This is a genomic window from Sediminibacterium sp. FW305-C-61 (assembly GCF_058231065.1).
This window is the reverse complement of the sequence record NZ_JBIQXR010000004.1, coordinates 14,924-39,012: the sequence shown is the minus strand read 5'-3', so window position 1 is coordinate 39,012 and position 24,089 is coordinate 14,924. Positions and strand designations below refer to the sequence as shown.

Annotated in this window: 27 protein-coding genes; 7 read left to right on the top strand and 20 right to left on the bottom strand. The window is 38.8% G+C overall.

Going from position 1 to position 24,089, the window contains the following annotated elements; genetic code table 11:
• The first annotated feature begins 264 nt into the window (after nt 1-264).
• From ACH30E_RS11275 to ACH30E_RS11250, 6 genes are all read left to right on the top strand, one after another.
• Nucleotides 265-846 (top strand): Crp/Fnr family transcriptional regulator, encoded by a 582-nt coding sequence (locus ACH30E_RS11275; RefSeq protein ID WP_490824894.1) that lies wholly within the window; start codon nt 265-267, stop codon nt 844-846.
• Between the two features lie 90 nt (nt 847-936).
• The gene (locus tag ACH30E_RS11270; protein WP_490824893.1) at nt 937-1,557 is read left to right on the top strand and encodes a hypothetical protein; all 621 of its coding nucleotides are present in this window, start codon (nt 937-939) and stop codon (nt 1,555-1,557) included.
• A 9-nt stretch (nt 1,558-1,566) separates the two neighbouring features.
• The gene (locus ACH30E_RS11265; RefSeq protein ID WP_294990734.1) at nt 1,567-2,007 is read left to right on the top strand and encodes a DUF6326 family protein; all 441 of its coding nucleotides are present in this window, start codon (nt 1,567-1,569) and stop codon (nt 2,005-2,007) included.
• 287 nt (nt 2,008-2,294) lie between these two features.
• Nucleotides 2,295-4,625 carry a TonB-dependent receptor gene (locus ACH30E_RS11260; RefSeq protein WP_490824892.1) on the top strand — a complete coding sequence of 777 codons (2,331 nt, stop codon included), beginning with the start codon at nt 2,295-2,297 and terminating at the stop codon, nt 4,623-4,625.
• Nucleotides 4,626-4,628: 3 nt separating this feature from the next.
• Complete coding sequence (locus ACH30E_RS11255; RefSeq protein WP_490824890.1) at nt 4,629-5,426, top strand: DUF4249 family protein; 798 nt, start codon at nt 4,629-4,631, stop codon at nt 5,424-5,426.
• A 246-nt stretch (nt 5,427-5,672) separates the two neighbouring features.
• Entirely contained in the window at nt 5,673-6,236 is a 564-nt protein-coding gene (locus ACH30E_RS11250) for an NADPH-dependent FMN reductase (RefSeq protein ID WP_294990743.1), read from the top strand.
• Nucleotides 6,237-6,408: 172 nt separating this feature from the next.
• Here ACH30E_RS11250 and ACH30E_RS11245 read toward each other — a convergent pair whose 3' ends face one another.
• Both ACH30E_RS11245 and ACH30E_RS11240 read right to left on the bottom strand, forming a co-directional pair.
• A complete protein-coding gene (locus ACH30E_RS11245) occupies nt 6,409-6,837 on the bottom strand; it encodes a CBS domain-containing protein (protein ID WP_490824889.1) in 429 nt (142 codons plus the stop codon).
• Between the two features lie 158 nt (nt 6,838-6,995).
• Nucleotides 6,996-9,578 carry a zinc-dependent metalloprotease gene (locus ACH30E_RS11240; protein WP_490824888.1) on the bottom strand — a complete coding sequence of 861 codons (2,583 nt, stop codon included), beginning with the start codon at nt 9,576-9,578 and terminating at the stop codon, nt 6,996-6,998.
• Nucleotides 9,579-9,758: 180 nt separating this feature from the next.
• Here ACH30E_RS11240 and ACH30E_RS11235 point away from each other — a divergent pair, with 180 nt between their 5' ends.
• Nucleotides 9,759-11,012, top strand: a complete 1,254-nt coding sequence (locus tag ACH30E_RS11235; RefSeq protein WP_490824887.1) for a thioredoxin family protein — start codon at nt 9,759-9,761, stop codon at nt 11,010-11,012.
• Nucleotides 11,013-11,084: 72 nt separating this feature from the next.
• On the opposite strand, the gene ACH30E_RS11230 is transcribed toward ACH30E_RS11235, so the two are convergent.
• The 18 genes from ACH30E_RS11230 to rplP all read right to left on the bottom strand — a co-directional run bounded on the left by ACH30E_RS11230 (nt 11,085) and on the right by rplP (nt 24,061).
• Nucleotides 11,085-12,914 (bottom strand): M61 family metallopeptidase, encoded by a 1,830-nt coding sequence (locus tag ACH30E_RS11230; protein WP_490824886.1) that lies wholly within the window; start codon nt 12,912-12,914, stop codon nt 11,085-11,087.
• A gap of 77 nt (nt 12,915-12,991) precedes the next feature.
• Entirely contained in the window at nt 12,992-14,221 is a 1,230-nt protein-coding gene (locus tag ACH30E_RS11225; protein ID WP_490824885.1) for a BaiN/RdsA family NAD(P)/FAD-dependent oxidoreductase, read from the bottom strand.
• Between the two features lie 4 nt (nt 14,222-14,225).
• Nucleotides 14,226-15,761: a M20/M25/M40 family metallo-hydrolase gene (locus tag ACH30E_RS11220; RefSeq protein ID WP_490824884.1), complete on the bottom strand. Its 1,536-nt coding sequence runs from the start codon at nt 15,759-15,761 to the stop codon at nt 14,226-14,228.
• Between the two features lie 29 nt (nt 15,762-15,790).
• The gene (map, locus tag ACH30E_RS11215; protein ID WP_490824883.1) at nt 15,791-16,612 is read right to left on the bottom strand and encodes a type I methionyl aminopeptidase; all 822 of its coding nucleotides are present in this window, start codon (nt 16,610-16,612) and stop codon (nt 15,791-15,793) included.
• A gap of 104 nt (nt 16,613-16,716) precedes the next feature.
• The gene (gene secY / locus ACH30E_RS11210) at nt 16,717-18,066 is read right to left on the bottom strand and encodes a preprotein translocase subunit SecY (protein ID WP_294990766.1); all 1,350 of its coding nucleotides are present in this window, start codon (nt 18,064-18,066) and stop codon (nt 16,717-16,719) included.
• A gap of 83 nt (nt 18,067-18,149) precedes the next feature.
• Complete coding sequence (gene rplO / locus ACH30E_RS11205) at nt 18,150-18,599, bottom strand: 50S ribosomal protein L15 (RefSeq protein WP_294990769.1); 450 nt, start codon at nt 18,597-18,599, stop codon at nt 18,150-18,152.
• Between the two features lie 162 nt (nt 18,600-18,761).
• Nucleotides 18,762-18,944, bottom strand: coding sequence for a 50S ribosomal protein L30 (rpmD, locus tag ACH30E_RS11200; RefSeq protein WP_294990772.1), 183 nt, complete (start codon nt 18,942-18,944; stop codon nt 18,762-18,764).
• Between the two features lie 68 nt (nt 18,945-19,012).
• The gene (gene rpsE, locus ACH30E_RS11195) at nt 19,013-19,534 is read right to left on the bottom strand and encodes a 30S ribosomal protein S5 (RefSeq protein WP_294990775.1); all 522 of its coding nucleotides are present in this window, start codon (nt 19,532-19,534) and stop codon (nt 19,013-19,015) included.
• A 29-nt stretch (nt 19,535-19,563) separates the two neighbouring features.
• On the bottom strand, nt 19,564-19,914 hold the full coding sequence (rplR, locus tag ACH30E_RS11190) for a 50S ribosomal protein L18 (protein WP_294990778.1): 351 nt from the start codon (nt 19,912-19,914) through the stop codon (nt 19,564-19,566).
• A 93-nt stretch (nt 19,915-20,007) separates the two neighbouring features.
• Complete coding sequence (gene rplF, locus ACH30E_RS11185) at nt 20,008-20,562, bottom strand: 50S ribosomal protein L6 (protein WP_294990781.1); 555 nt, start codon at nt 20,560-20,562, stop codon at nt 20,008-20,010.
• Between the two features lie 86 nt (nt 20,563-20,648).
• A complete protein-coding gene (gene rpsH / locus ACH30E_RS11180; protein ID WP_178889642.1) occupies nt 20,649-21,047 on the bottom strand; it encodes a 30S ribosomal protein S8 in 399 nt (132 codons plus the stop codon).
• A gap of 69 nt (nt 21,048-21,116) precedes the next feature.
• A complete protein-coding gene (gene rpsN, locus ACH30E_RS11175) occupies nt 21,117-21,386 on the bottom strand; it encodes a 30S ribosomal protein S14 (RefSeq protein WP_026770706.1) in 270 nt (89 codons plus the stop codon).
• A 68-nt stretch (nt 21,387-21,454) separates the two neighbouring features.
• A complete protein-coding gene (gene rplE, locus ACH30E_RS11170; RefSeq protein WP_294990789.1) occupies nt 21,455-22,030 on the bottom strand; it encodes a 50S ribosomal protein L5 in 576 nt (191 codons plus the stop codon).
• Nucleotides 22,030-22,368 carry a 50S ribosomal protein L24 gene (rplX, locus tag ACH30E_RS11165; RefSeq protein ID WP_294990792.1) on the bottom strand — a complete coding sequence of 113 codons (339 nt, stop codon included), beginning with the start codon at nt 22,366-22,368 and terminating at the stop codon, nt 22,030-22,032. Before rplX ends, rplE begins: the two co-directional genes overlap by 1 nt.
• A gap of 98 nt (nt 22,369-22,466) precedes the next feature.
• The gene (gene rplN / locus ACH30E_RS11160) at nt 22,467-22,835 is read right to left on the bottom strand and encodes a 50S ribosomal protein L14 (protein WP_133475583.1); all 369 of its coding nucleotides are present in this window, start codon (nt 22,833-22,835) and stop codon (nt 22,467-22,469) included.
• 117 nt (nt 22,836-22,952) lie between these two features.
• Nucleotides 22,953-23,213 (bottom strand): 30S ribosomal protein S17, encoded by a 261-nt coding sequence (gene rpsQ, locus ACH30E_RS11155; protein ID WP_133475584.1) that lies wholly within the window; start codon nt 23,211-23,213, stop codon nt 22,953-22,955.
• A gap of 102 nt (nt 23,214-23,315) precedes the next feature.
• Nucleotides 23,316-23,528 (bottom strand): 50S ribosomal protein L29, encoded by a 213-nt coding sequence (gene rpmC / locus ACH30E_RS11150; protein WP_294990798.1) that lies wholly within the window; start codon nt 23,526-23,528, stop codon nt 23,316-23,318.
• A 113-nt stretch (nt 23,529-23,641) separates the two neighbouring features.
• Nucleotides 23,642-24,061 carry a 50S ribosomal protein L16 gene (gene rplP, locus ACH30E_RS11145; RefSeq protein WP_294990801.1) on the bottom strand — a complete coding sequence of 140 codons (420 nt, stop codon included), beginning with the start codon at nt 24,059-24,061 and terminating at the stop codon, nt 23,642-23,644.
• Nucleotides 24,062-24,089 lie beyond the last annotated feature (28 nt).

The following is a 24,089-nucleotide window of genomic DNA, read 5'->3' as shown; positions in this document are numbered from 1 at the left end:
ATATTTCAAATTAAAGAATCATGATTTAAAAGTCTCATACCAATTATACCTGACAAACATCGGGTTATCCCAAACACTCTATCCGGTTTTATCCAGCCGCAGGTCTCCCCAAAACATAGCAAACTCTTTATCGCCTGAAAAAACCGGGCAGTGAAAATTTTCCCGCATCATCCCAAATGAACTAACAGACAAGCTTTTCTCTCCTTAATATCCTACTTTTACAGCCACCGGTTAAAATCAACCAAAGCTGGCAACAACCCTAAAATGGAAACTATACTTTTCGACTTTATATCAAAATATATTACCCTTACTGATGAGGAGAAAAATGTACTCACTTCTTTAGACCTTTTTCATTCCTTTAAAAAAGGAAGCATTTTACTCAAAGAAGGTCAACATTCGAAGAGTAGCTATTTTGTTCTCAAAGGCTGTATCCGAACTTATTATATTATAGATAGCGAAGAGAAAACGACTGCTTTCTACACTGAAATGGAAGCTTTGACACCTGCCTGCGTAATCAACAAAACGCCGTCCGATTATTACATTAGTTGCTTGGAAGACTGTATTCTATTAGTTTCAACTGAGGATATGGAAGCAGAAGTTAACAGTAAGTTTCCAAAGTTTGAATTGATGTGCAGGAAATTTTCAGAAGAATTACTGGCCAAGGAACGCATCGAATTCGATGAATTTAAAACTTCCTCCCCCGAACAACGATACCAAAACTTACTTCAAAAACGTCCCGACCTTATTCAACGTGTGCCTCAACATCAGCTAGCAAGTTATTTAGGCATTAAACCCCAATCACTAAGCAGACTAAGAGCTAGAATTGTTGAAAAAAGCAAGAGCTAAGTTTCATTTCTTCACTTAAGTGAACGTTTGCTGGCTACTTCTCCATCTACTTTTGCATTATCGTTTAACGCTAAGTGAATTAGTACAGAAATGCAAAAGAAAAATTTATGGCTCGGACTTGCCTTTATATTGGCAAGTGGTTTAAAGGTAAATGCACAAGATGTAAAACAAGACAGTAGTTTTAAAAAATGGTTTGTCGGAAGTTCATTGCTGATGTTGGGCAATTTCGACAAAGTAAACAATCCAGAGTATATACAATTAAATGTTGGTTACAGGATAACACCCAAAGATGTTGTTTCTTTCAGATTCAAAAGATCCATTTATGCATGGCCATTAGGAATTCCATTTGGTTCTTCTTCATTTGATGCCCCAGGAGAAAACTATCCTGGACACGCACGCATACTGGCACCAACCTTAGGATACCAGCGCTTTTGGTGGAAAGGCGCCTACTCATCCGTTTATGCATTAAATGCTTTTGAAAAATATTTCGATTCAAATAAGCAGAAGATTGGAAATGGGTACACTTTATACCTGGACTTCTACCTTGGTTACCAGTTCAAATTTTTCAAAAACCGTTTCTTTTTCGAACCCTCTATCGGAATTAGTTACTGGCCCATAAGATCTAATGTACCTGCATCATTCAAATCAGTAGAAAAAAAATGGAACAATTATTTTGTTCAACCCGGACTTGACTTTGGATTTAATTTTTAGACGACTAGTATGAGTACAGAAAAAATACTGCAAAGACAATTGCAAGACTTCACGATAAGTGTTAAACTGAAACTTTGCGCACTATGGGCAAGCTTTATGTTCCTCTATATTTATGTAGACTATTTTCACTTGTATATGCCGAGTAAAATAGAGGACATCCAGAAAGGAAAGGTATATGTATTTGATATTACGCAAGGATTCATTTTTACGGCAATTTTTCTGGCCACCATTCCAATATTGATGATTTTTTTATCGGTTACCCTTGCTGCCAAGGCAAACCGATTAACCAATATCATTGTGGCCATTTTGTTAATTCCTTATATGCTCTTTAACCTGGCTGGAGAGGCCTGGTTACACATGATCTTCGCTGCTGCAGTGGAAGTAGTGTTGCTTTGCCTGATCATCTACCATGCCTGGAAATGGTCAGAAACAGTCCCCACAAAATCTTAATTGATCATTCAAGGCTAATGCATAATCCGGTAAAATTTGTAGCCTAAAAATTACCTGACAGAAGCTGGGTTCAATGCGGCACATAAACCTGACCAATACATCACCCTTGAGAACCTCGTTTCTATATGATCCTGGTAAAAAAACACCGTTCCTTACCACTATCCTATGGCCCCTAACTAAATCAGTTCTCAAAATAGAAAATGACGAAAGTCGCATAAAACCATTCATCCGCATTTCAATATTTAAATAAGTCAAGAGAAAAAGCATTTACCTAAGTAAGACAAAATATGAAACCAAGAAAAGCAATCACTTCACTGTTACTACTACTATTTTTCAGTTCGGGTTTAAAAGCCTTTGGACAAAAGAACTATACGATTAGCGGCAGTATTAAAAGTAAAACCACAGGCGAATACATAATTGGCGCAAGTGTTAAAGTGTTGAATAGTAATTCAGGTACAACTTCAAATGAATATGGCTTTTACAGCCTTTCATTGTCCCCGAAAACTTACCAAATTGTGTTTAGCGCAATAGGCAAAACTCCCGACACCCTAAGTATTACTTTAGAAAGTAACACCGAAAAAAACATCGGTCTATCTGAAGCCACCAACGAATTAGCAAATGTAACCGTTACCGGCAGCAGGTCTTCCGGCAGATCGGTAACTGGCTCTCAAATGGGCATTGAAAAACTATCGGTACAGGATGCAAAAAACATTCCGGTAATTTTTGGTGAAAAGGATCTTTTAAAAACCATTCAATTGCTACCTGGTATTAAAACTGCCGGTGATGGAAATAGTGGAATTTTTGTAAGAGGTGGAAGTACCGACCAAAACCAAATAATATTAGACGAAGCAAATATTTACAATGCAGCGCATTTGTTTGGCTTCTTCTCTACTTTTAACAGCGATGCCATTAAAGACATCTCCGTTTATAAAGGAGGAATGCCTGCACAATACGGAGGACGATTAAGCAGCGTATTGGATGTAAGGATGAACGAGGGCAATAATCAAACCACCAGCGTAAATGGTAGTTTAGGACTAATTAGTGCTAAACTGAATGTGGAAGGGCCGATTCAAAAAGATAAGTCATCCTTTTTAATTACAGGCAGAAGAACGTATGCAGATGTATTTCTAAAATTGGATGAAGAATTTAAAAACAACCAGTTATATTTTTATGACCTAAACGCTAAGCTTAACTATGAATTAGGCAAAAAAGACAAACTGTACTTAAGCGGCTATTTTGGTAAAGATGTGCTCGGATTTAACAATCAGTTTGCCACCAACTGGGGCAATGGAACAGGTACTTTACGCTGGAATCATATTTTCAACAGTCGTTTATTTTTAAACACTTCAGCCATTTTCAGCAATTACAATTATGCATTTAAAGTAAAAAACGGCACTAACGATATACGCATATTTTCACAGATCAGAGATTGGAATCTAAAGCAGGACTACCAGTATAGCATCAATAATCAAAACAATTTACGTTTTGGTTGGTCAAGCATTTATCACATTATTCGCCCGGGAGAAATTACTAGCAATGCTACATCCAGCATCAATGATAAAATTCAGGATAAAAGATACTCATTTGAAAACGCCATTTATGTAAGCAATGTACTTAAGACAAGTAAGAACCTGAATATAACACTTGGGGCAAGACTTAGTGCTTTTAGCGTATTAGGTGGCGGAAAGTTTTATAATATAGATGGGAATGGGAATATCACCGATACCACCCGATATGCAAAAGGGGAAGTGATAAAAACTTATTACAACCTTGAGCCACGGATTTCTATTGGTTACATGCTGAGCGCTAATAAATCGATCAAAGCTGCTTATACCCGTAATGCACAGTATATGCATCAAATCACTAATTCAAATGGTTCTAATCCATTAGACAAATGGGCAAGTACCAGCAATATCATTAAACCCCAAATAAGTAACCAATATAGCCTGGGTTATTACGCTAATGTCTTACAAAATAAATATGAATTAACGGTTGAAACATATTACAAGGAAATGGATAATGTGTTAGACTATAGAAATGGCGCCGACCTTTTCTTAAACGAAACTGTAGAATCCCAATTACTTTTTGGTAAAGGGAGAGCTTATGGTATAGAGTTTATGTTTAAGAAAAAAACAGGGCGGCTAACTGGGTGGGTTAGTTATACCTTAAGTAAAACCGAAAGAAAAATAACTGGCATTAATAATGACAAATGGTACAATGCAACACAAGACAGAACCCACGACATATCTATTGTTGGGATATATCAGTTGAACAAGAAATGGACATTAAGCGGGAATTTTGTTTTTTACACAGGCAGTGCCGTTACATTTCCTGCCGGTAAATACCAGGTGAACGGACAAACCACCTATTACTACAATAGCAGAAACGCTGACAGGATGCCGAATTACCATCGCCTGGATTTTGGTGCAACCATGCAATTGAAGAAAACAAAAAAATGGACTAAAGAACTGGTATTCAGTTTATACAATGTTTACGGAAGAGAGAATGCCTTTTCAATTGATTTTAAAGACAATAAAGACAATCCAAACATTACGGAAATAAGACAAACCAGTTTATTCCGTTGGGTTCCATCCATTTCATACAATTTCAAATTTTAAGCCATGAAAAAAAAATATTCTCTTTTATACATCACATTACTCGTATGCTTATTAACAAGTTGCGAAAAGGTAATAGATCTCGATTTAGATACCACTGCTCCCATCATAATAGTGGATGGAAAGGTAACCAAAAGTGCATCCATCGGCAGCATAGTTAAACTGTCATTTACCAAAAAGGTGCAATCTGATAATAGCATTGTACCATTAACTGGTGCTACTGTAACTATACAGGAAGATAATGGCCAGATTTATTCTTTACCCGAAACAACCAGTGGTGTTTATACAAATACAGGCTTAGTGGGTATTACGGGTAAATCATACCATCTAAAGGTAGTAGCTAATGGCAGCATACTTACAGCTAGTTCCAAGATGCCGGTAATGGTAAATCTCGACTCATTGGTAATCGAAGACTTTCCCAATTTTGGCAAAACAGTTAAGGTAGTAACGCCTTTTTACAATGACCCAATCGGCTTGGGTAATAACTATAATTTTTCTTTGTTTAAAAATGGCAGGCTAATAAAAGATGCTTTTGCCTATGATGATTTATTTATAGATGGTAAAAAAATTACTTTTCCCCTGATCTATTCAAGGGAAAACGATGAATTTAAAAAAGCGGATATTATTGATGTAGAAATGAATTGTGTAGATCTTGCCAATTACAAATATTGGTTTAGTTTTTCGCAATCATCCACAGGCAGTCCACTAGCTGCTCCGGATAATCCTATAACGAATATTAAGGGGAATGCAATTGGTGTATTTGGTGCAAATACTTATCAAAAAAGAACTATCGTAATCCCATAAAAAAACTCCTCTAAAATGAGCTGCTATGATGCTCTACTGTTGAGAAATTCCTGAATTTCCCTTCAGTAGAGCATCACATTTTTAATCATCTGTCTTGCATATTAGCATCTCCATTTTAATAGTTCAACATCCCCCTAACTAGTTGCCTGCTATACTCATCCAAAACATATTGTTTCTTTTCGCTTAATTTTTCTACTGTTTGTAAACTATTTTGTACGACATTGTCGGGCATTATTATATTACCCAATGAGTAACAAAAAGAATATCCTTATTATCAATGGAAGCGCCAGTGAAAACTCATCGAATGAGCGGCTGATTGATAACTTACTAAATCTTTCCGAAGACTATTTTAACTTCACCATCTTCAATCAACTGAAGCTACTCCCCCATTTCGACCCTTTTGCTTCTTCTACTAAGACACCGAAAATAATTATTGAATTTCGGAATCAGATACAACAGGCAGACGGCATTATCATCTGCACACCAGAATATATTTTTAGTGTTCCCAGTGGATTAAAAAATGCTATTGAATGGTGTGTATCTACAACCGTATTCTCTGACAAGCCTCTGGGCATTATTACTGCTTCTGCAGATGGAAGAAAAGGGCATGAATCACTTCAATTAATCATGAAAACAGTAATGGCTGTATTTACAGAAGAAACTACCCTACTGATCCAGGGTATACGAGGGAAAATAACTGATAAAGGAATTATAACTGATGAAAAAACGAAGGAAGACCTGTATAATTTCACCAGAGCCTTTCAGTTGCTGGTAGAGACAACTGATTTTAATACTGAGCTTAAAAATTAACCGTTACCAGATTATACTTTACTCAATTTCGCTGCAGAAAAAATTACCGTAAACAGAACAAACTAGGAAAAGACACTCTTGACATTTATCACCATCGCCTTATCAGTCTTCTGTCATATTGGGATTTAAAAGTGATTTGAAATTATATCCTTTTATAGTTTATTTAAGCATACTACGATTGAATATAACTCTGCAATTGATTAATCGTCTCCGCCTGGGTAAGAATAGTTTCTGTTACCAGATCATTAATAGAAATGATACCCACTAATTGTTCATCTTCTATTACAGGTAAGTACCGAAGTCGGTGTGAAGTCATCAGTTGCATACAGGAATCTACCCCATCATTTATTCCTACATAGGGAAAATCAGTGGTCATAATATCACCTACCGGTGTATCACTGGAGTGTCTCCCTTTCAAAATTACTTTTCGTGAATAATCTCTTTCGGTCATAATGCCGGCAAAACGATCATCTTTCATAACAACTACAGAGCCGATATTTTGCTCTGCCATAATTCGGAGGGCATCAATAACAGACATTTCAGGGGTAACAATTGTTACACGGTTCCCTTTTCTTTCAAGAACATTACTAACTTTTCGCATGGCAGGCTTTTTAGACCCTTAATATAGCAAGTAGAATTGGATTTTGCAAGCAGAAAGGAATATGAAATATGAAATAAGGAATAAGGAATAAGAAATCAGGAAGTGAGGTCTCCCCTACTTCCTGATTTCTTATTCCTTATTCCTCTGTTTCTCTGTTCTTAATCGACTTTCAGCGCTTTGTCAATCAGGAACACCAGATTGGCTCTATGCGCTTTGGTTTCTTCATTGGTTGAAACCGCTGCAGCCAGTTTGGTACGCAGCTTACGTAAAGTGTATAAAGTAGCTGCTTTAGAAACGTCATCAATTGGTGCCTGTGGGTTCAGGAAATTACTTGCACCTTTTACAAAAGAGGTCTGCAGGTACTGACGATACAGGTTAACATTTCCATTGATATCAGCATCAAAAATACCTTTTACCAGGTCGTTCATTACATCTGCCACACTGTACTGGTTGCCATACAAACGTGTATTGTTGATACGCTGTAAAGTAGCCGGATTCAGGATATGGGCCAATGTACCACCTACCTGGATGGCGGTGATGTTATTTACGATTTTATAGTCTTCCCCATTATTTGGTTGGTTAAACCCACGACGCTGCATTTGCAGATAAGGGAATACCTGGGCATCAGCATCAAAAGCATTTGGTGCAAATACATATTTAGTAAGCACTTCCATGGCTTTTTTCTGTGTTGCTAATGGAGTTGGGGTGTACGGTTTATTAGGTGAATTTTGTTCAGGGAAACTTCTGTCAATATATACACCACCTACATAACGACTCACTGCGTTGATCATGCTGTTACGCTGACCAAGTAATACCCCATAACGTGTGCGCAATTCGGCATATGACTGTCCTGGTTTGCTGTATTTCTGAACAAGTTTACCCATTAGGTTATTCACTAGTTTGAAACGCTCCTCTGCGTATCCAATAGCATCACTGGTAAGATCGTTTACATTTACACGTGGGTCCATGGCTTTACCAGGTGAACGCATATCATCACCATCATTACCAAATGCCAGTTTAGGATCTGTACTGCGTGAAAGGATTTTAGTAATACCAGCTTCTTCTCCGGCTGCAGAGAATGGTGTATAACCAAACTCTATTGCCCATAAATCGTAAGGGCCAGCCTTGGTTGTATAATAATCTCCTTGCTTGCTTCTATCTAAAGAAACGTTGATGGCAGGATAATCCATTACCGAACCGATTAAACCGATTTGATGGGTAATAGACGTATTATTGATTTCCGCTGGCGATAACATCTGGCTTGCTTTCATGTTGTGGTTAAGCCCCAGTGTATGTCCCATTTCGTGCATAATCAGGTAAGTGAGGAATTGCTTATGCATTTCTTTAATCTCAGCTTCAGGAGCATCCATAGCCTGTAAGGTAGTTTGGCCAGTCATGAACTGTGCTTTCAATTCACCCGCAAGTGTACAGGTTGCATAGTGTTGAATGCTCATTCCAGGTAAATGCATGGCATTCTCCATAGATGGGCCGTTGTATAGTTCGTCAAATATTGGTGTAGCACTTCCAGAGAACCATTCAACTGTAATATCCGCCCCTAATATCTGGCCTGTACGAGGGTTAACAAAGCTTGGTCCGATAGCTCCATAAGGAGGCTGTGCAGAAGATACCCAACGAATTACATTGTATCGGATATCGGCAGGATCCCATGTAGCATCATCCGGCATGATTTTCATTTGAACAGCATTTTTAAATCCTGCTTTTTCAAATGCCTCGTTCCATTTATGTCCTGCATCCATTATGGTTTGACGGTACTCAATTGGAGTGGTGTTCTCAATCCAGTATACCAGTGGTTCTACCGGCTCACTCAGTGCTGCAGATGGATCTTTCTTCACTAAACCCCAACGGTTGATTAAATCTTTGTATGGTGTTGGACTTATACTTGTCTGATCGTTTCGTTGTTGTGTGAAATACCCTACCCTTGGGTCATCTCTCCTGCCACGAAAATCATTCTTTGGCATTTCAATAAAACTATGTTGCATGCGCACTCGCACATAACGTGCATCGGTGATATCCGGCCCGGTAGCAGCTATCGTGCTAGGATTATCATAAGAAAGATCAACTACAATATCCGTATTGTTTGGGAACGAACGGATATTCGCATATTTAGATTTAGTAGGGTTTAATCCACCAAGGTTAAAGGTAAATGGTGTAGCCTGACCAGGAGCAAAAATGGGCTTAACGGGGTCCATCTTCTCGCTAAGGAAAAGCTGATCAACATTAATCAAATAACCTAAAGAATCTTCAATACTGAACTTGTCGTTGTAAAAAACCGCCTCGGGTTTATCTACATCTTCGGTTTTGCTTACTGGATTTGATTTGTCATAAAAGAAACCAGTATTTACCACCTGGAATTCAATCTTATCGTATGCCCGCTTCATCGTAAACACACCCGTATTTCTATGCATACTCTGGTGAAGGAACAAAGAAGTTGGTCCATTAATGGAAAAACTCTGGTAAATGAATTCCTTGTTTAACTGGTCCTTACGCACATACATCTGAATACTACCTGTTGTAGTATCCTGATAAAGGGTAAATAAACCATCAATCTTTTTCTGACCTTTTGTTTTGTCTGCTACAGTAGGTTTTTTTGGTGCTGCCGGAGCTTTGGAAGTGTCTCCGGCTGGTTTTGTACCGGGAGGGGTACCTGGAGGCTGTTGCGCATAAACGCCTGTACCCAATATACCTGCACATAATAATGTGGCTATCAAAGGTTTTCTCATAGCGAGTGTTTTAGTTTGAATTCAAAATAATCAAAGCTGTTCAATTATTACTATTGGTTTGGATAAGTGGTAAAATTTAACAATAAGTGTTATAAAAAGACATCCCATAAACAGATAAAGTTAAATTTTAGCTTCAAAGGGGTTAGTCCTGAGAAAAAACATATATTAGAGTAACACAATATGAAAATCCGTAAATTCATTTCGCTAACCTGCCTCCTATTTGCGCTGTCAGTAAACTGTATTCCTGCGCAGGAATCCATCCGGTTCGAGCACTTGAAGTATGATGAAATAATCGAAAAATCAAAACAGGAAAAGAAACCTGTACTGATTTATTTTACCGGCACAGGTTGTTTTTTATGTGTAAAGATGGAAAAGAATGTTTTTCCAAAACCAGAGATCAGTCAGTTTTACAATACCAATTTTATCAATGTTGAATCATTTGATGACTTCAAAAAACCTGATTCTGCTACCAAACAATTAAGACGCAGATATGGAATTATCTCCAACCCTACTTTTATTTTCACAGACAGTACGGGTACCATCATACATAAATCAGGATATAAGGAAACCGAACAGTTTCTTCTTACTGGAAAACAGGCCATCAGTAATGATAATTACAAAGTTTGGAAGGAAAAAATAGATGCAGGATATGCGGATGCATCTTTAATGCTTAACTATTTATCTGCCGAGCAGAAGCCGGCATTGTATGCTAATGACAACTACAATTGTATGGCCCAAATTGCCTTAGATAGGTATTTCGATATGATTCCAGAGAAAGACTATGTTTTGCCTCAAAACTGGCGTATCATCGAAAATTATGTAGCCAATCCATTTTCGAAAATATTTACTTATCTCCTAGAACACCAACCTTTATTTGACCAACAAAACGGACATGAGCGTGTCAATAAAGCTATTTATACTATTCTTAGAGAAGGGTTGATGATTAATGAAGATGAAGCACATCGCAAACGTGCAGAATTACTGGTTAATTCCTCTAACCATCCAATGGCGGCATTAGTTCAAAAGATCAGAACTTTAAACAATACCGATTTGAATAAAGCCATTAATGACAAAAAACAAATAGCGTATATGACCTTGCAATATGATAGTCTCATGAATCACTATAGCTATCTATTACCGGCATTACAGGTAAACAATTTTGTAAGAAACTTATGCGAATCTGCTGCTAAAATAAATACAGATATCCTGAATAAGTGCAACAAATGGATGAGTCTTATTATTAGCAAACCAGAAAATCAGGATTATGATTATTATGACACGTATGCACTAAGTTGTTTTCTGACCAATAATTTCAAGGAAGCTGTTCAGGCTCAGGAAAAATCGATAGCGCTGGCCGTTCAGGATAAATTAGATAGCGAGGAACTACTCCCTTATAAAAAAGCACTTGAAAAGTACCAAAAAGCATTACAATAAATCAGTAGAAAGATTTTTAACTATTTTGTCAATTCTTCCCTATTCTATTAAGTCTCTACAGTTTTTTAGGCTCTATTTTTGTACTTCGCCTTTCAACCATCCATTTCTAACTTTTAGAGCAGTTGCATTTGCCGATGGATCAATAGTTAAAGCATAAGACCTTTCTTCCTTTTCGCCTAGCTTAAGTTTCAGCACAATACTTTCATTTCCTCTAATAACATGCAACCTTAGTTCATCACCTGTTTTCATTCCGGCTACCACTTTATTATAGTCTGCTACTTTTTTTACAGGCTGGTCATTTACTGAGAGAATCTTTACCTGTCTCCTTATACCTGCGTTCCATGCCGGCGACTGCCAGTCTACCCCATTCACCATAACTGTATCACGTCGTTCAGACAATACTAAACCTGAGTAAGCCGGTACCATTATTGGAGTTTGATCAACCAGTAAACCTGCATAAGCAAAATATCGTGTGTAATCGAGTGGCTTTAGCGTATAAATGTATTCAAAGAAATCGTCCATATTCTCACCCGCTACTGTTGTAATTTCCTTTTTGAGTTCATCCTCCGTAAATCCTCTTCCTTTCTTTTTATAATATTCATAGTACAGCTTACGCATTACATCATCAAGCGATCTTTTGTTGTTAGTTGCATACCTGATTCTAAAATCAAGCATCACCCCTACAACAGGCCCTTTATCATAATAAGAAATTGTTTTATTTACTTCATCCCCGGTTCTACCGAATGGTCCGTCTGACCATGTTTCATAACTCGACTGAGCAAGGGTCTGAAATAACCTTCCAGGCTTGGCCTCATATGCCGCTACCTGCTGTTGAACAGTTGCTAAAGCTTCTTCATCCGTTTTTAATCCAGCTCTCCTAAGGATCAGGTTTTCATAATAAACATTTAACCCTTCTGAAACCCACAATGAATTGGTGCGACTTCCTTTATTATAATCAAATGGTCCCAGTTCAATCGGCCGTATTCTTTTTACATTGTAATGATGGAAGTATTCATGCGCCAGAAAGTGATACATTCTTATACGTGCAGATTTATTGGTCGACAATCCCTGCCCGCTAAATGCAACAGATGTTGAATTCAGGTGTTCAATACCTCCACTACCCGGACCAATTGCTAAAAAACTATAATGCTGGTAGGGTATATCACCAATGATTCCTGAAGCAGTGTTTATTATTTTCTGCAGATCATTCATAAAAGCAGCTTTATCGAATTCCCCTGCTTTATAGGCGATAAAATAATGGGGTTTATTATTTACCATAAAAGACGGCAACTCTTCCAGCTTACTGCCCAATAAAAAAGGGCTATCGTATAAAATATCAAAATCAGGTGCTTTATAGGTAAAAATCTTATCTTTTACGAGATCCAGTCCGGTTGCAACTTTATTCCATTCTTTATATGGCTGGATTTCAATGGTTGATGAATAAGCTATACCGTTAACAGGATATATAAAAATGCCTGCAGGAGACAAATAAGCAACCTCTTCATCAATATAGTTTGAAGCTACGAATCGCCTGTTACCAAAAATGCGGTATCGTACTACAAATGGCTTACCATCACCGGAAACCTTCCAGCCATTTGCTTTAGTTTGCTTCCATTCAACCGTATCTCCCATTATATTCCGGACAGAAAAATCTTTCAAATCCTTAGAGAAATTCATCAATTGATAATATCCTGTTGTCCAGTTAGGCAGTTCAAAATCAATTGTTTTTTTCCCTTTTGGATCATAGTTCATTTCAACATCCAACAAATGTTCCTTTGCCTCAGGAAATGATACTTTAAAATATATGGTGGGAGTTTGTGCTGTTATCAGTAGAAAGGAGAAAAGACCCATGAAAAACAAACCTGTCTTTTTAACAGAGAAGCCCGTATCAAGTGATTGCATAGAGGGGGTTTTAAAGCCTAAGTTATCGACTTAGGATTAAAAGAACCTCTTTCAGATTAACTCAAACTTCCTGTATTTTAGCTCTGAGCCTGTTTTGCAATTGTATTTGCAGCCAGAAAGCCACTGGTCCATGCATTTTGAAAATTAAATCCTCCTGTAATTCCATCAACATCCATTACCTCTCCGGCAAAAAATAACCCAGGTAGTTTTTTACTCTGCATGGTACTTGGATCAATATCTGCCAATTCTATTCCACCACAGGTTACAAACTCTTCTTTAAAAGTAGTTTTACCTTTTACAGATAATTCCAGACCGGTTAAGTTTTGGATAAGTTTATGCTGCATTTTTGAAGTTAGCTCTGCCCAACGTGTTTCCGCTGATATATTTGAGGATTCCAATAAATAGTTCCATAAACGCGAGGGCAATTGAAATGGGTTTTTATTACCCATTTTTTGAGAAGAATACTCGTCTCTTATTTGCGACCAACGATCTCTTAATGTTGTCTCCGTTTCCTCACCAAGCCAGTTAACAAATACAGTAAATGTATATTGCTTTTCTGCAAGTATCCTTGCGCCCCATGCAGAAAGTCGCAGTATAACAGGTCCGCTTAATCCCCAATGAGTAATTAATAAAGGTCCTTTTTCTGCAAGCTTGGTTGAAGCAATTTTAACGGCAGCATTTGGCACACTTACACCCATCAAATTTGTTATTGGATGTCCGGGTATATTGAATGTAAACAAGGATGGAACTGGTTCAGCAATTTTATGTCCGGTAACCCTTAGCCATTCGAACATTGCCGACTTAGGATAACCTCCTGTAGCTACGCAAATAAAATCTGCCAGCATTGTTCCTTGCTGAAGTGCAATTTCAAAGCTTGATTCTTTTTTTTGAATCCCTAATACTTCTTTATGAAGTTGCACTGCTACATGATATGCATCTGCTTCACGTAATAAGCAATCAATAATTGTTTGTGAATTATCTGTTTCAGGAAACATTCTTCCATCTTCTTCTGTTTTCAGCATAACACCTCGCTCAGCAAACCATGTAATGGTATCATTTGTATTAAACCAATGGAATGATTTTTTTAGAAAATTTTGTCCCCGTGGATATCGTTTTGCCAATTCCGGAATTTCGAAACAGGCATGTGTGGTATTGCATCTTCCTCCTCCGCTCACTTTCACTTTTGAAAGCAGCTTGCCGGTTTTCTCCAACAAAACTACCTTGAGTCGAGGATTCATTCTCGCAGCATTTACGGCACAGAAAAAACCTGCTGCGCCCCCTCCTATCACTACAAGTGTCTGTTGCATGTATTTATTTCATTAGCATAATTGAGGCCATGGTTTCTATACCATCCCACAAGTTACGGATACGGATATTTTCATTTTCAGCATGCTGGTTATTATCATGATTGGCGATAGGAACAGATATGGTATTTGCTTTCAGGTATTTTTCAAACTTATACAAAGGCAGGCTTCCTCCTAATGAAGGAACAATCACAACGGGTTCTTTAGTTGTTGTTCTCACAGCTTCAACAATTTCTTTTGCGATAGGTAATTCCATGGAAGTGCGTTGTGCATTATATCCATCGTGTTTTATAACCCGGGCAATTTTGGGATATTTTTTTCTTTCATCAACTGTAGGTTCTTTGTCTGTAACAAAATAACCCTGTGCTTTAATATGATCTACCACACGCTGTTGCTGTACCTGGTAATCATTACCTTTTACCAGCCTGAGATCCAGTGTTGCATGCGCTGTTGAGGGAATAACATTCGCTGCTAGTTTACCTGCATTGGCACTTTGTATGCCGTTAATATTTAAAGAAGGAAGCATCAGTGATTCCTGTAAGGAAACCCCTTCCATTTCAGGCATAATAAAGCCTAATTCTTTTTTCATTTGTTCATCTGCCTGTGGCATTCGTGCTATGGCTTCTTTCTCTGCAGAAGATAAAGCAACAACATCATCATAAAAACCTTTAATCGTTACTTTCCCTTTTTCATCTTTCATGGAAGCAAGCAATTTTACCAGCATCATTGCCGGATTTGGCACCCAGTTGCCGTAATGTCCACTATGCAGGGGCCGTGTAGGACCATAAACGGTAATATCCATGTTCGCATCGCCCCGTACGCCAAAGCAGATGAGCTTCTTGCCAGACTGGTGTACTGGTCCGTCAGAAATTACCCAAATATCCGACTGAAGTTCCTTTGGATATTTCTGCAAAATTTCCTGCAGGTGGCCAGATCCTTGCTCTTCCTCTCCTTCAAAAAAGAATTTGATATTGCAGTTTGGTAACTGGCCGGATTTGATGATTGATTCATAAGCCCAAAGTATAGACATTACTCCTCCCTTATCATCAGATGCACTTCTCGCAAAAATGCGCCATTCCTCATCGATAAAATTTCCTTTAGCTGGAAGAGAAATCATTTTTTCAATATCCGGGTTTGTTCCTTTTACCAATACAGGTGTAAATGGCTGAAACCCTTTTGCCCATTTGGATGGGTCCGTCGGTTGTCCATCGTAATGCGCATAAAAAATAATGGTCTTAACTGCGCCCGGCACTTTTATTTCTCCATATACTGCTGGTGGTGCGTCTTTTGTATCAGGTAATAATAGTTTTACATCCTGGATATTACGTTTACGCATCATATCCATAATAGCTGATGCATTGCGCTGAATATTATAGGAATCAGCAGCTAAATTGGGAATAGCAAGAAATTGCATGAATTCACTAAGCCATTCATGCTCATTTGACTGCCTGAATTTCCTTACTTTTTCAATAGAAGGAGATTGTGCATTAAGCATTAAACACTGCACAGAGAAAGTGAAAAGAAACAATAGTGTTTTCATCATTGAGCAGTTTTTATGCAAGACTTTAATGTCTAGTAATAGGCTGCATTAAGGTTTGCATTAGCTTTTTCAGCAGCTTCGATAATACTATAATCTGAAAGAATTAATGCTTTTCCACGCTTCACACATACATCGTGTTCAAAATGACAGGCTACTTTACCATCCTGTGTTCTTATAGTCCACCCATCATCATCTGTATACACATCTTTGGTGCCCATATTGATCATAGGTTCAATTGCCAGCACCAGGTTTTCTTTCATTTTAGGCCCATTGCCTCTTTTACCATAGTTAGGTACCTGTGGATCTTCGTGAAGGCTTTTTCCCAAACCATGTCCAACAAGTTCGCGTACAACACCATAGCCATGCTTTTTTTCTGCATGTTCCTGGATGGCATAAGAAATATCTCCTACGCGGTTGTTTACAATAGCCTGCTCGATACCCTTGTATAATGATTCCTTGGTTACTTTAACCAGTTGCAGAACAGATGCATCTACTTCTCCTAGTATAAAAGTATAAGCATGGTCTCCATGCCATCCGTTCAAAATAACACCCATGTCTATGCTAACCAGATCTCCCTCTTTTAATGACACTTCATTTGGGAACCCATGTACCACCACATCATTTACTGATGCGCAAACATTATGCGGGTAGCCTCTGTAATTATAAAATGAAGGTATGGCCTTATGATCCTTAACGTAATCATGACAGAGCTTATCAATCTGTAAGGTAGTCATACCAGGCTTCAATACTTTAGCCACTTCTGTGAGTGTTTTACTAACCAGCATTGCAGCTTCCTTCATCAATACCAGTTCCGCTTCTGTTTTATAGATAATCATATTGTTTCGTCTCGTCATGATAAAAAAAGAAACCTGCCGTTCCGTTTAATGGGAAAGACAGGTTTGCAAATATCGTAATTTCTAACCATAGTCCATGGGCCATGGTTAGATACTAATTTATATTAGATGGTTGTTGTTGAAACAGTTTGTCTGCCTTGAACACGACCGCTTTTCATCAAACCGTCGTATTGGCGCATTAACAGGTATGTTTCAATCTGTTGTAATGTATCGAGAACAACACCAACCATAATCAGCAGTGAGGTACCACCGAAGAAAGTACTAAAGCCTTGGGTAACACCCAGACGCTGGGCAAAACCTGGCATAATACCAACCAATGCAAGGAAGATAGCACCAGGTAATGTGATTTTGTCCATCACAGAACCTATGTAATCAGCTGTTGGTTGACCTGGTTTAACTCCTGGAATAAACCCATTGTTACGCTTAAGGTCTTCTGCTATTTGTTTCGGATTAAAGATCAATGCTGTATACAGGAAGGTAAAACCAATTACCATTACCGAATAGATCAGCATGTACCATGCATTACTATGGTCGTTGAAGATCTTTACGATACCTTGAGCCGAATCGAGATTAGTAAATGATACAAGTGTAGGCAGGAACATGATAGCCTGCGCAAAGATGATTGGCATTACACCAGCACTGTTCACTTTGATCGGCAGGAACTGACGTGCACCACCGAATTGACGGTTTCCGATGATTTGCTTAGCGTAGTTTACAGGTATTTTACGAACACCTTGAACCAATACAATCAAACCAAGGATAACTGTAATCAGGATAGCTATTTCAATCAGGAAGATCAATAAACCACCACCGGCTCTTTCACCTTTGGCGCTGAATTCCTGAATTAAAGATTGCGGCAAACGTGCAAGGATACCAACCATGATGATAATAGATGTACCATTACCAAGTCCTTTATCCTGTATTTTTTCGCCCAGCCACATTACAAACATGGTACCCGCTGTTAAAGTGATAACAGTAGAGAACCAGAAGTATGGTGCATAAGCAGGTATAATAGCTTCTGCATATCCGGGGCTATTTAAATAGGCTACATAAGCTCCAGCCTGGAAAGCAGTAACGATTACGGTGAGGTAACGTGTCCACTGATTAATTTTCTTACGGCCGCTATCTCCTTCTTTCTGAATTTTCTGCAATTGAGGGACGAGGATCGTCATCAGTTGCATAAAGATGGAAGCAGAGATATAGGGCATAATACCCAGGGCCAGAATAGACGCCTGAGAGAAGGCTCCACCTGCGAACATATCAAAAATACCTAAGAGACCACCACCTTTCTGAGCAGTAGCTTGTGCTGCTTCGATTCTGGCAGGATCCAATCCAGGTAATACAATCTGGGTACCGATACGGTATGTAAGAACAAGCGCAAGTGTTACGATTATTTTATTACGAAGCTCCTCTATCGTCCAAATGTTCCTTAATGTCTGAACTAATTTTTTCACTTGAATGCAATTGTAAGCGTTAATAGTCTTAAACCAAAAAAAGACGCACTTTGTCGATGTGCGTCTGGCAAGTTACGATAAAATTATTTTATAATTTCAACGCTACCACCTGCAGCTTCGATAGCAGTTTTTGCTTTTTCGCTGGCCGCATTCACTTTGAAGCTTACTTTAGCTTTTAACTCGCCATTTGCCAGTACTTTAACTTTATCAGTACGGCTGATTAAACCATTTATATAGAGGTTTTCAAGGCTAAATTCAGTGAAACCGTATTTTTCAACCAGTTGGTCGATCTGACCCAGGTTAAATACTACAAACTCGATGCGGTTATTGTTTTTGAAACCACGTTTAGGAACACGACGCTGGATTGGCATCTGACCACCTTCATGGGCCATTTTGCTTTTATAACCGGCGCGGCTCTGACCACCTTTATTACCTTTTGTAGATGTACCACCTTTACCAGATGCTTCACCACGACCTAAACGTTTTTCTTTGTGCGTTGAACCTGCAGCAGGTTTGAGATTGTGTAATTTCATACTTATGTGATTTTGAACTTTCGGGGAATCACCCCTCGCGTGTTAATTTGAAAATTTGAAAATGTGCTAATTTGAAAATGAAGAAATCTGAAATTTTATAAATAGAAAATGAATCAAGTGTAATGACTCATTTTCAAATTTTCAAATTCAATAATTTTCAAATTAATTAAGCTCTTCTACTTTCACCAGGTGGCTAACTTTATTCACCATACCCAGGATTTGAGGAGTAGCTTCTACTTCTTTTGAAGCATGCAGTTTCTTCAGGCCTAATGCGATCAGGGTTTGTTTCTGACGCTCGGGTCTGTCGATACCACTTTTAATCTGTGTGATCTTAATTTTTTTCATAACGAGTTATTGAGTCAGTCCATAGTCCATAGCCCATGGACCATGGACTATGGACTATCTACCAATGATTATCCATTAAATACTTTACTCAGCTTCACTGTACGTGTTTTAGCAACCTGTACAGGCTCACGCAACAGGCTAAGGGCCTTAATAGTTGCTTTCACCACGTTATGTGGGTTTGCAGAACCAAGGCTTTTTGCCAGTACGTCTGTTACACCTGCACTTTCCAGTACTGCACGCATGCTACCTCCTGCGATTACACCGGCTCCATGAGCAGCAGGTTTAATCAACACTTTAGCAGCACCTTCTTTCGCCCACTGATCGTGAGGAATGGTTCCGTGCATTACAGGAACTTTAACCAGGTTCTTTTTGGCATCTTCGATACCTTTAGTAATAGCTTCCTGAACCTCTTTTGCTTTACCCAGACCTTGTCCAACCACACCACTTTCATTACCCACTACTACCAGTGCTGAGAAGCTGAAGGTACGACCACCTTTAGTGGTTTTCACCACACGGTTAATGGCAACTACTTTTTCTTTCAGTTCCATGTCGCCACCAGCTTTTACCTTATTTACGTTTACTTTAGACATTTATCTAACGATTAATTGTTGTTAGCAGATTAGAATTGAAGACCACCTTCTCTAGCACCATCAGCAACGGATTTAACGCGGCCATGGTACAGATTACCACCACGATCAAATACAACTGTATTCAATCCCAGCTCAGTAGCTTTACGTGCGATTGCAGCACCCACCAGTTTCGATTTTTCGATTTTGGTTACTTTCTGTGCAGCGATGTCTTTATCGCGAGATGAAGCTGCTGCCAGTGTAAGACCATTCACGTCATCGATCAGTTGAGCATAAATATCAGCGTTGCTTCTGAATACAGATAAGCGGGGCTTTGCAGCCGTACCTGCCACTTTCTTACGAATGCGGTACCTGATCTTTTGCCTTTGAATTAATTTACCCATTTTGTTTTATTTGTCACTCCCGATTCGGCCGGAAGTTTGTTTTACATTTTATTTAAGTCCATAGACCGAAGTCTATGGACCATAAACTATTTACTATTTACCGGCTGCTTTACCTGCTTTTCTTCTCAGGATTTCACCAGCGTATTTCACACCTTTACCTTTGTATGGTTCTGGTTTACGTAAGCTTCTCAATTTAGCAGCAACCTGACCGATCAATTGTTTGTCAATACCTTCCAGCATAATCTTTGGGTTCTGACCTTTTTCAGTTACGGTGCTTACTTTTAGTTCTTTAGGAACTTCGAAAATGATATTGTGAGAATAACCTAAAGCAAGATCCAACAGGTTACCGGTATTTGCGGCTTTAAAACCCACACCCACCAGTTCCAGTTCTCTTTTAATTCCTTCAGTTACACCTTTAACCATGTTGCTAACCAGCGCACGGTATAAACCATGCATAGCGCGGTGGCGAATCTGGTCGGTTGGACGAGAGAAAATAACTTCATTGTCTTTGATCTCAACGATGATATCTCTGTCGATCAGTTGTTTTAATTCACCTTTAGGTCCTTTTACAGTAACCTCGTTCTCCTTACTAACGGTGATGGTAACACCAGCAGGAATTGTAACAGGTTTTTTTCCAATACGTGACATAGTCGTTTCATTTTTATTGTTCAACTAAAATCCTGACCGTGTTCAGCTCCGACTAAAAGCTTAATTGTCAGACAGGACAATTTCAATTAAGAGATGTAGCAAAGTACTTCACCACCTACATTTTGCGCTTTTGCTTGTTTATCGGTTAATACACCTTTAGATGTACTTAAGATAGCAACACCCAGACCGTTGATTACTCTTTTGATTTCAGCGGGTTTAGCGTACTGGCGCAGACCTGGACGGCTTACTCTTTCGAGTGAGCGGATTGCAGGTTGTTTAGTAGAAGGATCGTATTTAAGCGCGATCTTGATAAGACCTTGCTTGTTATCATCTTCAAATTTGTATTTCAGGATATAACCCTGTTCATACAGGATCTCTGTCATACGTTTTTTCAGATTAGAAGCAGGAATTTCTACCAGTCTGTGACCAGCCATCTGTGCATTACGGATTCTGGTTAAGAAGTCTGCTATTGGATCAGTTACCATTTTTATTAGAATTAATTCGTGTTCAAATTGTTTTGTTCATCTCCCCGATTTCAAACCGGGAAAAAGTGTTTACCAGCTTGCTTTTTTAACACCTGGAATTTTACCATTCAGTGCCATATCACGGAAGATTACCCTTGAGAGACCGAAGTATCTCATATAACCTTTCGGACGTCCTGTAAGCTGACAACGGTTCTTTAAACGAACAGGTGACGCATTTTTAGGTAGTTTGTCCAATGCTGCGTAATCGCCTGCTGCTTTTAAGGCTGCACGTTTTTCAGCATACTGGGCAACTAATGCCTCGCGCTTTCTTTGTCTGGCTTTAACTGATTCTTTTGCCATTTTTTTATGTTTAGATTTGAGTAGGTTCCGGATTTGCTTATTACAAACCGGCTGCTACCAGTTACTTTTTAGTTATTGTCTTTTTTAGCTCCTTTGAAAGGCATTCCCAGTTCTTTCAGTAACTCATAAGCTTCTTCGTTAGTTTGGGCTGTGGTTACAAAAGTGATATCCATACCAGTAATTTTATTTACTTTATCGATATCGATTTCAGGGAAAATGATTTGTTCAGTAACACCTAAAGTGTAGTTACCACGACCATCAAATGCCTTATCGCTGATACCTTTGAAGTCACGTACACGTGGTAATGCCACAGATACCAAACGGTCAAGAAATTCATACATCTTCTCTCCTCTCAGCGTAACACGTGCGCCTATTGGCATGCCTTTACGCAATTTGAAGTTTGAGATATCTTTCTTAGACATCGTAGGAACTGCTTTCTGACCAGTGATCATGTTCAGTTCATCTACAGCGATATCAACCAGTTTTTTATCTGTTACCGCACCATTAACGCCACGGTTGATACAGATTTTTTCCAGTTTAGGTGCCTGCATTACAGTTTTGTAAGCAAACTTTTTCATTAAAGCAGGTACAACTTCTTTGCTGTACTTATCTGCTAATCTCGGAGTGTATTTTGTAGTACTCATTACTTGATTACCTCCCCTGATTTTTTAGATATACGAACTAATTTTCCTTCTACGCGTGTACGCTTAGCTTTGGTAGCTGCGCTAGCTTTAGCATCCCATAACATAACATTGCTGATATTGATAGGAGCTTCAACTTTCACGATACCACCCTTGGTATTTTGTGCCGAAGGCTTGGTATGTTTTGTTACGATATTTACGCCTTCTACTACAACACGTCCTTTATCCACAATTACTTCCAACACCTTACGAGGCTTTTTCAAGTCCTTGTCATCACCGGCAATTACCACTACGGTATCACCTTTTTTGATGTTGAATTTGGGTTTGAATCTTGTACTCATTTTTTGAGCTTTTAGCTTTTAGGGGCTGGCAAATGCCAACCATGATTTATTATGTCGATCGCTAATAGCTGATGGCTAATAGCTAATGGCTTATTTTCTTAAAGAACCTCAGGAGCCAATGAAATAATTTTCATGTATCCTTTATCACGCAATTCTCTCGCTACTGGCCCGAAAATACGTGTACCACGTGGCTCGTCTGAGTTGTTCAATAACACTACTGCGTTATCATCAAAACGGATATAAGAACCATCCTTACGACGCAGTTTATTTTTGGTACGAACGATTACCGCTTTTGATACAGTACCTTTTTTGATACCGCCGGCAGGGATAGCGTCTTTAACAGTAACTACGATCTTATCTCCGATCTTAGCATAGTCTTGTCCGCTGTTACCAAGTACCTTGATACAAAGTACTTCTTTGGCACCACTGTTATCAGCTACATTCAATCTACTTTCTTGCTGAATCATTGTTTTAGCTTTTTAGCTTCCGGCTTCGTTTTCCTCGGCCGAACTTTTTATCAATTTGTCAGAGGCTACAGCTCAAATTCTTGCAGCTTGCAGCTTGAATCCGCCTGAGGCGGAAGATTATTTTGCTTTCTCAACTATTTCAACCAGTCTCCAACGCTTTGTTTTACTCAGGGGACGAGTTTCCATAATTTTCACTACGTCGCCAATTCCGCATTCGCTTTTCTCATCGTGCGCATGGAACTTAGTGGTTTTCTTTACGAACTTTCCGTAGATAGGGTGTTTTACTTTTCTTTCAACCGCAACAGTAATGGTTTTATCCATTTTATCGCTGGTAACTACCCCGATCCTTGTTTTACGTAAATTTCTTACTTCAGCCATTGTTATGTTTTTTTAGCTATGAGGTCTGATCAGCCTAAGGCTGATTCGAGCATTTTGGTTTAGTACAAGCTCGCAGCTCCTGGCTCGCAGCTCGTAGCTGTATTATATGCCTAATTCTTTTTTCTTCAGTTCTGTTTTCAGACGTGCAATATCTCTGCGAAGTCCACGAATATTCATTGGATTCTCCAAGGGTGAAATTGCATGTGCGAATTCCAATTTTTTCAGACGGAGCTGATCTTCCTGGATTCTCGCTTTAAGATCTGCAACATTCATGTCTTTCAGATCTTTATTGAATTCAACTTTTTTATTTGCCATTATCTTCAATTTGAAAATTTGAAAATTTGAAAATTGGGAAATCGCTTTCCGGGTTTAGCAATCTGAAAACATTTTCATCTGCCTTAGGCAGATCAAATTGCCTCATTTTCAAATTATGCTTGCAAGTCTCTTCTTACAATGAATTTGGTTTTGATCGGTAGCTTCTGAGCAGCCAGTTCCATGGCTTCCTGAGCAACTTGCTGTGATACACCATCGCATTCAAAAATGATACGTCCTGGTTCAACCACTGCAGCCCAGAATTCAGGGTTACCTTTACCTTTACCCATCCTTACCTCAAGAGGCTTACGGGTAATGATCTTATCAGGAAATACACGGATCCAAACATTTCCTTCACGTTTCATAGCACGCGTCATAGCCTGACGGGCAGATTCGATCTGGCGGTTTGTTAACCAAATTGGCTCCAGCGCTTTAAGAGCGAATGAACCAAATGAAATGGAAGTACCACGCTTAGCCACTTCACGAATGCGGCCCTTCTGTTGTTTCCTGTGTTTACTTCTTTTAGGCTGTAACATTTATTACAATTTGAAAATTTGAAAATTT

Coding starts and splice junctions, on each gene's coding strand:
- ACH30E_RS11270 (WP_490824893.1), top strand. CDS start 937: ATGCAAAAGAAAAATTTATGGCTCGGACTTGCCTTTATATTGGCAAGT.
- rpsQ (WP_133475584.1), bottom strand. CDS start 23,213: ATGGCTGAAGTAAGAAATTTACGTAAAACAAGGATCGGGGTAGTTACC.
- ACH30E_RS11230 (WP_490824886.1), bottom strand. CDS start 12,914: ATGCAATCACTTGATACGGGCTTCTCTGTTAAAAAGACAGGTTTGTTT.
- ACH30E_RS11275 (WP_490824894.1), top strand. CDS start 265: ATGGAAACTATACTTTTCGACTTTATATCAAAATATATTACCCTTACT.
- rplP (WP_294990801.1), bottom strand. CDS start 24,061: ATGTTACAGCCTAAAAGAAGTAAACACAGGAAACAACAGAAGGGCCGC.
- ACH30E_RS11255 (WP_490824890.1), top strand. CDS start 4,629: ATGAAAAAAAAATATTCTCTTTTATACATCACATTACTCGTATGCTTA.
- rpsN (WP_026770706.1), bottom strand. CDS start 21,386: ATGGCAAAAGAATCAGTTAAAGCCAGACAAAGAAAGCGCGAGGCATTA.
- ACH30E_RS11240 (WP_490824888.1), bottom strand. CDS start 9,578: ATGAGAAAACCTTTGATAGCCACATTATTATGTGCAGGTATATTGGGT.
- rpmD (WP_294990772.1), bottom strand. CDS start 18,944: ATGAAAAAAATTAAGATCACACAGATTAAAAGTGGTATCGACAGACCC.
- rplE (WP_294990789.1), bottom strand. CDS start 22,030: ATGAGTACTACAAAATACACTCCGAGATTAGCAGATAAGTACAGCAAA.
- ACH30E_RS11220 (WP_490824884.1), bottom strand. CDS start 15,761: ATGATGAAAACACTATTGTTTCTTTTCACTTTCTCTGTGCAGTGTTTA.
- rplO (WP_294990769.1), bottom strand. CDS start 18,599: ATGAAATTACACAATCTCAAACCTGCTGCAGGTTCAACGCACAAAGAA.
- rplN (WP_133475583.1), bottom strand. CDS start 22,835: ATGATTCAGCAAGAAAGTAGATTGAATGTAGCTGATAACAGTGGTGCC.
- rpsH (WP_178889642.1), bottom strand. CDS start 21,047: ATGGTAACTGATCCAATAGCAGACTTCTTAACCAGAATCCGTAATGCA.
- ACH30E_RS11235 (WP_490824887.1), top strand. CDS start 9,759: ATGAAAATCCGTAAATTCATTTCGCTAACCTGCCTCCTATTTGCGCTG.
- rplR (WP_294990778.1), bottom strand. CDS start 19,914: ATGGGTAAATTAATTCAAAGGCAAAAGATCAGGTACCGCATTCGTAAG.
- map (WP_490824883.1), bottom strand. CDS start 16,612: ATGACGAGACGAAACAATATGATTATCTATAAAACAGAAGCGGAACTG.
- ACH30E_RS11260 (WP_490824892.1), top strand. CDS start 2,295: ATGAAACCAAGAAAAGCAATCACTTCACTGTTACTACTACTATTTTTC.
- ACH30E_RS11245 (WP_490824889.1), bottom strand. CDS start 6,837: ATGCGAAAAGTTAGTAATGTTCTTGAAAGAAAAGGGAACCGTGTAACA.
- ACH30E_RS11265 (WP_294990734.1), top strand. CDS start 1,567: ATGAGTACAGAAAAAATACTGCAAAGACAATTGCAAGACTTCACGATA.
- rpsE (WP_294990775.1), bottom strand. CDS start 19,534: ATGTCTAAAGTAAACGTAAATAAGGTAAAAGCTGGTGGCGACATGGAA.
- rplX (WP_294990792.1), bottom strand. CDS start 22,368: ATGAGTACAAGATTCAAACCCAAATTCAACATCAAAAAAGGTGATACC.
- ACH30E_RS11250 (WP_294990743.1), top strand. CDS start 5,673: ATGAGTAACAAAAAGAATATCCTTATTATCAATGGAAGCGCCAGTGAA.
- ACH30E_RS11225 (WP_490824885.1), bottom strand. CDS start 14,221: ATGCAACAGACACTTGTAGTGATAGGAGGGGGCGCAGCAGGTTTTTTC.
- rplF (WP_294990781.1), bottom strand. CDS start 20,562: ATGTCACGTATTGGAAAAAAACCTGTTACAATTCCTGCTGGTGTTACC.
- rpmC (WP_294990798.1), bottom strand. CDS start 23,528: ATGGCAAATAAAAAAGTTGAATTCAATAAAGATCTGAAAGACATGAAT.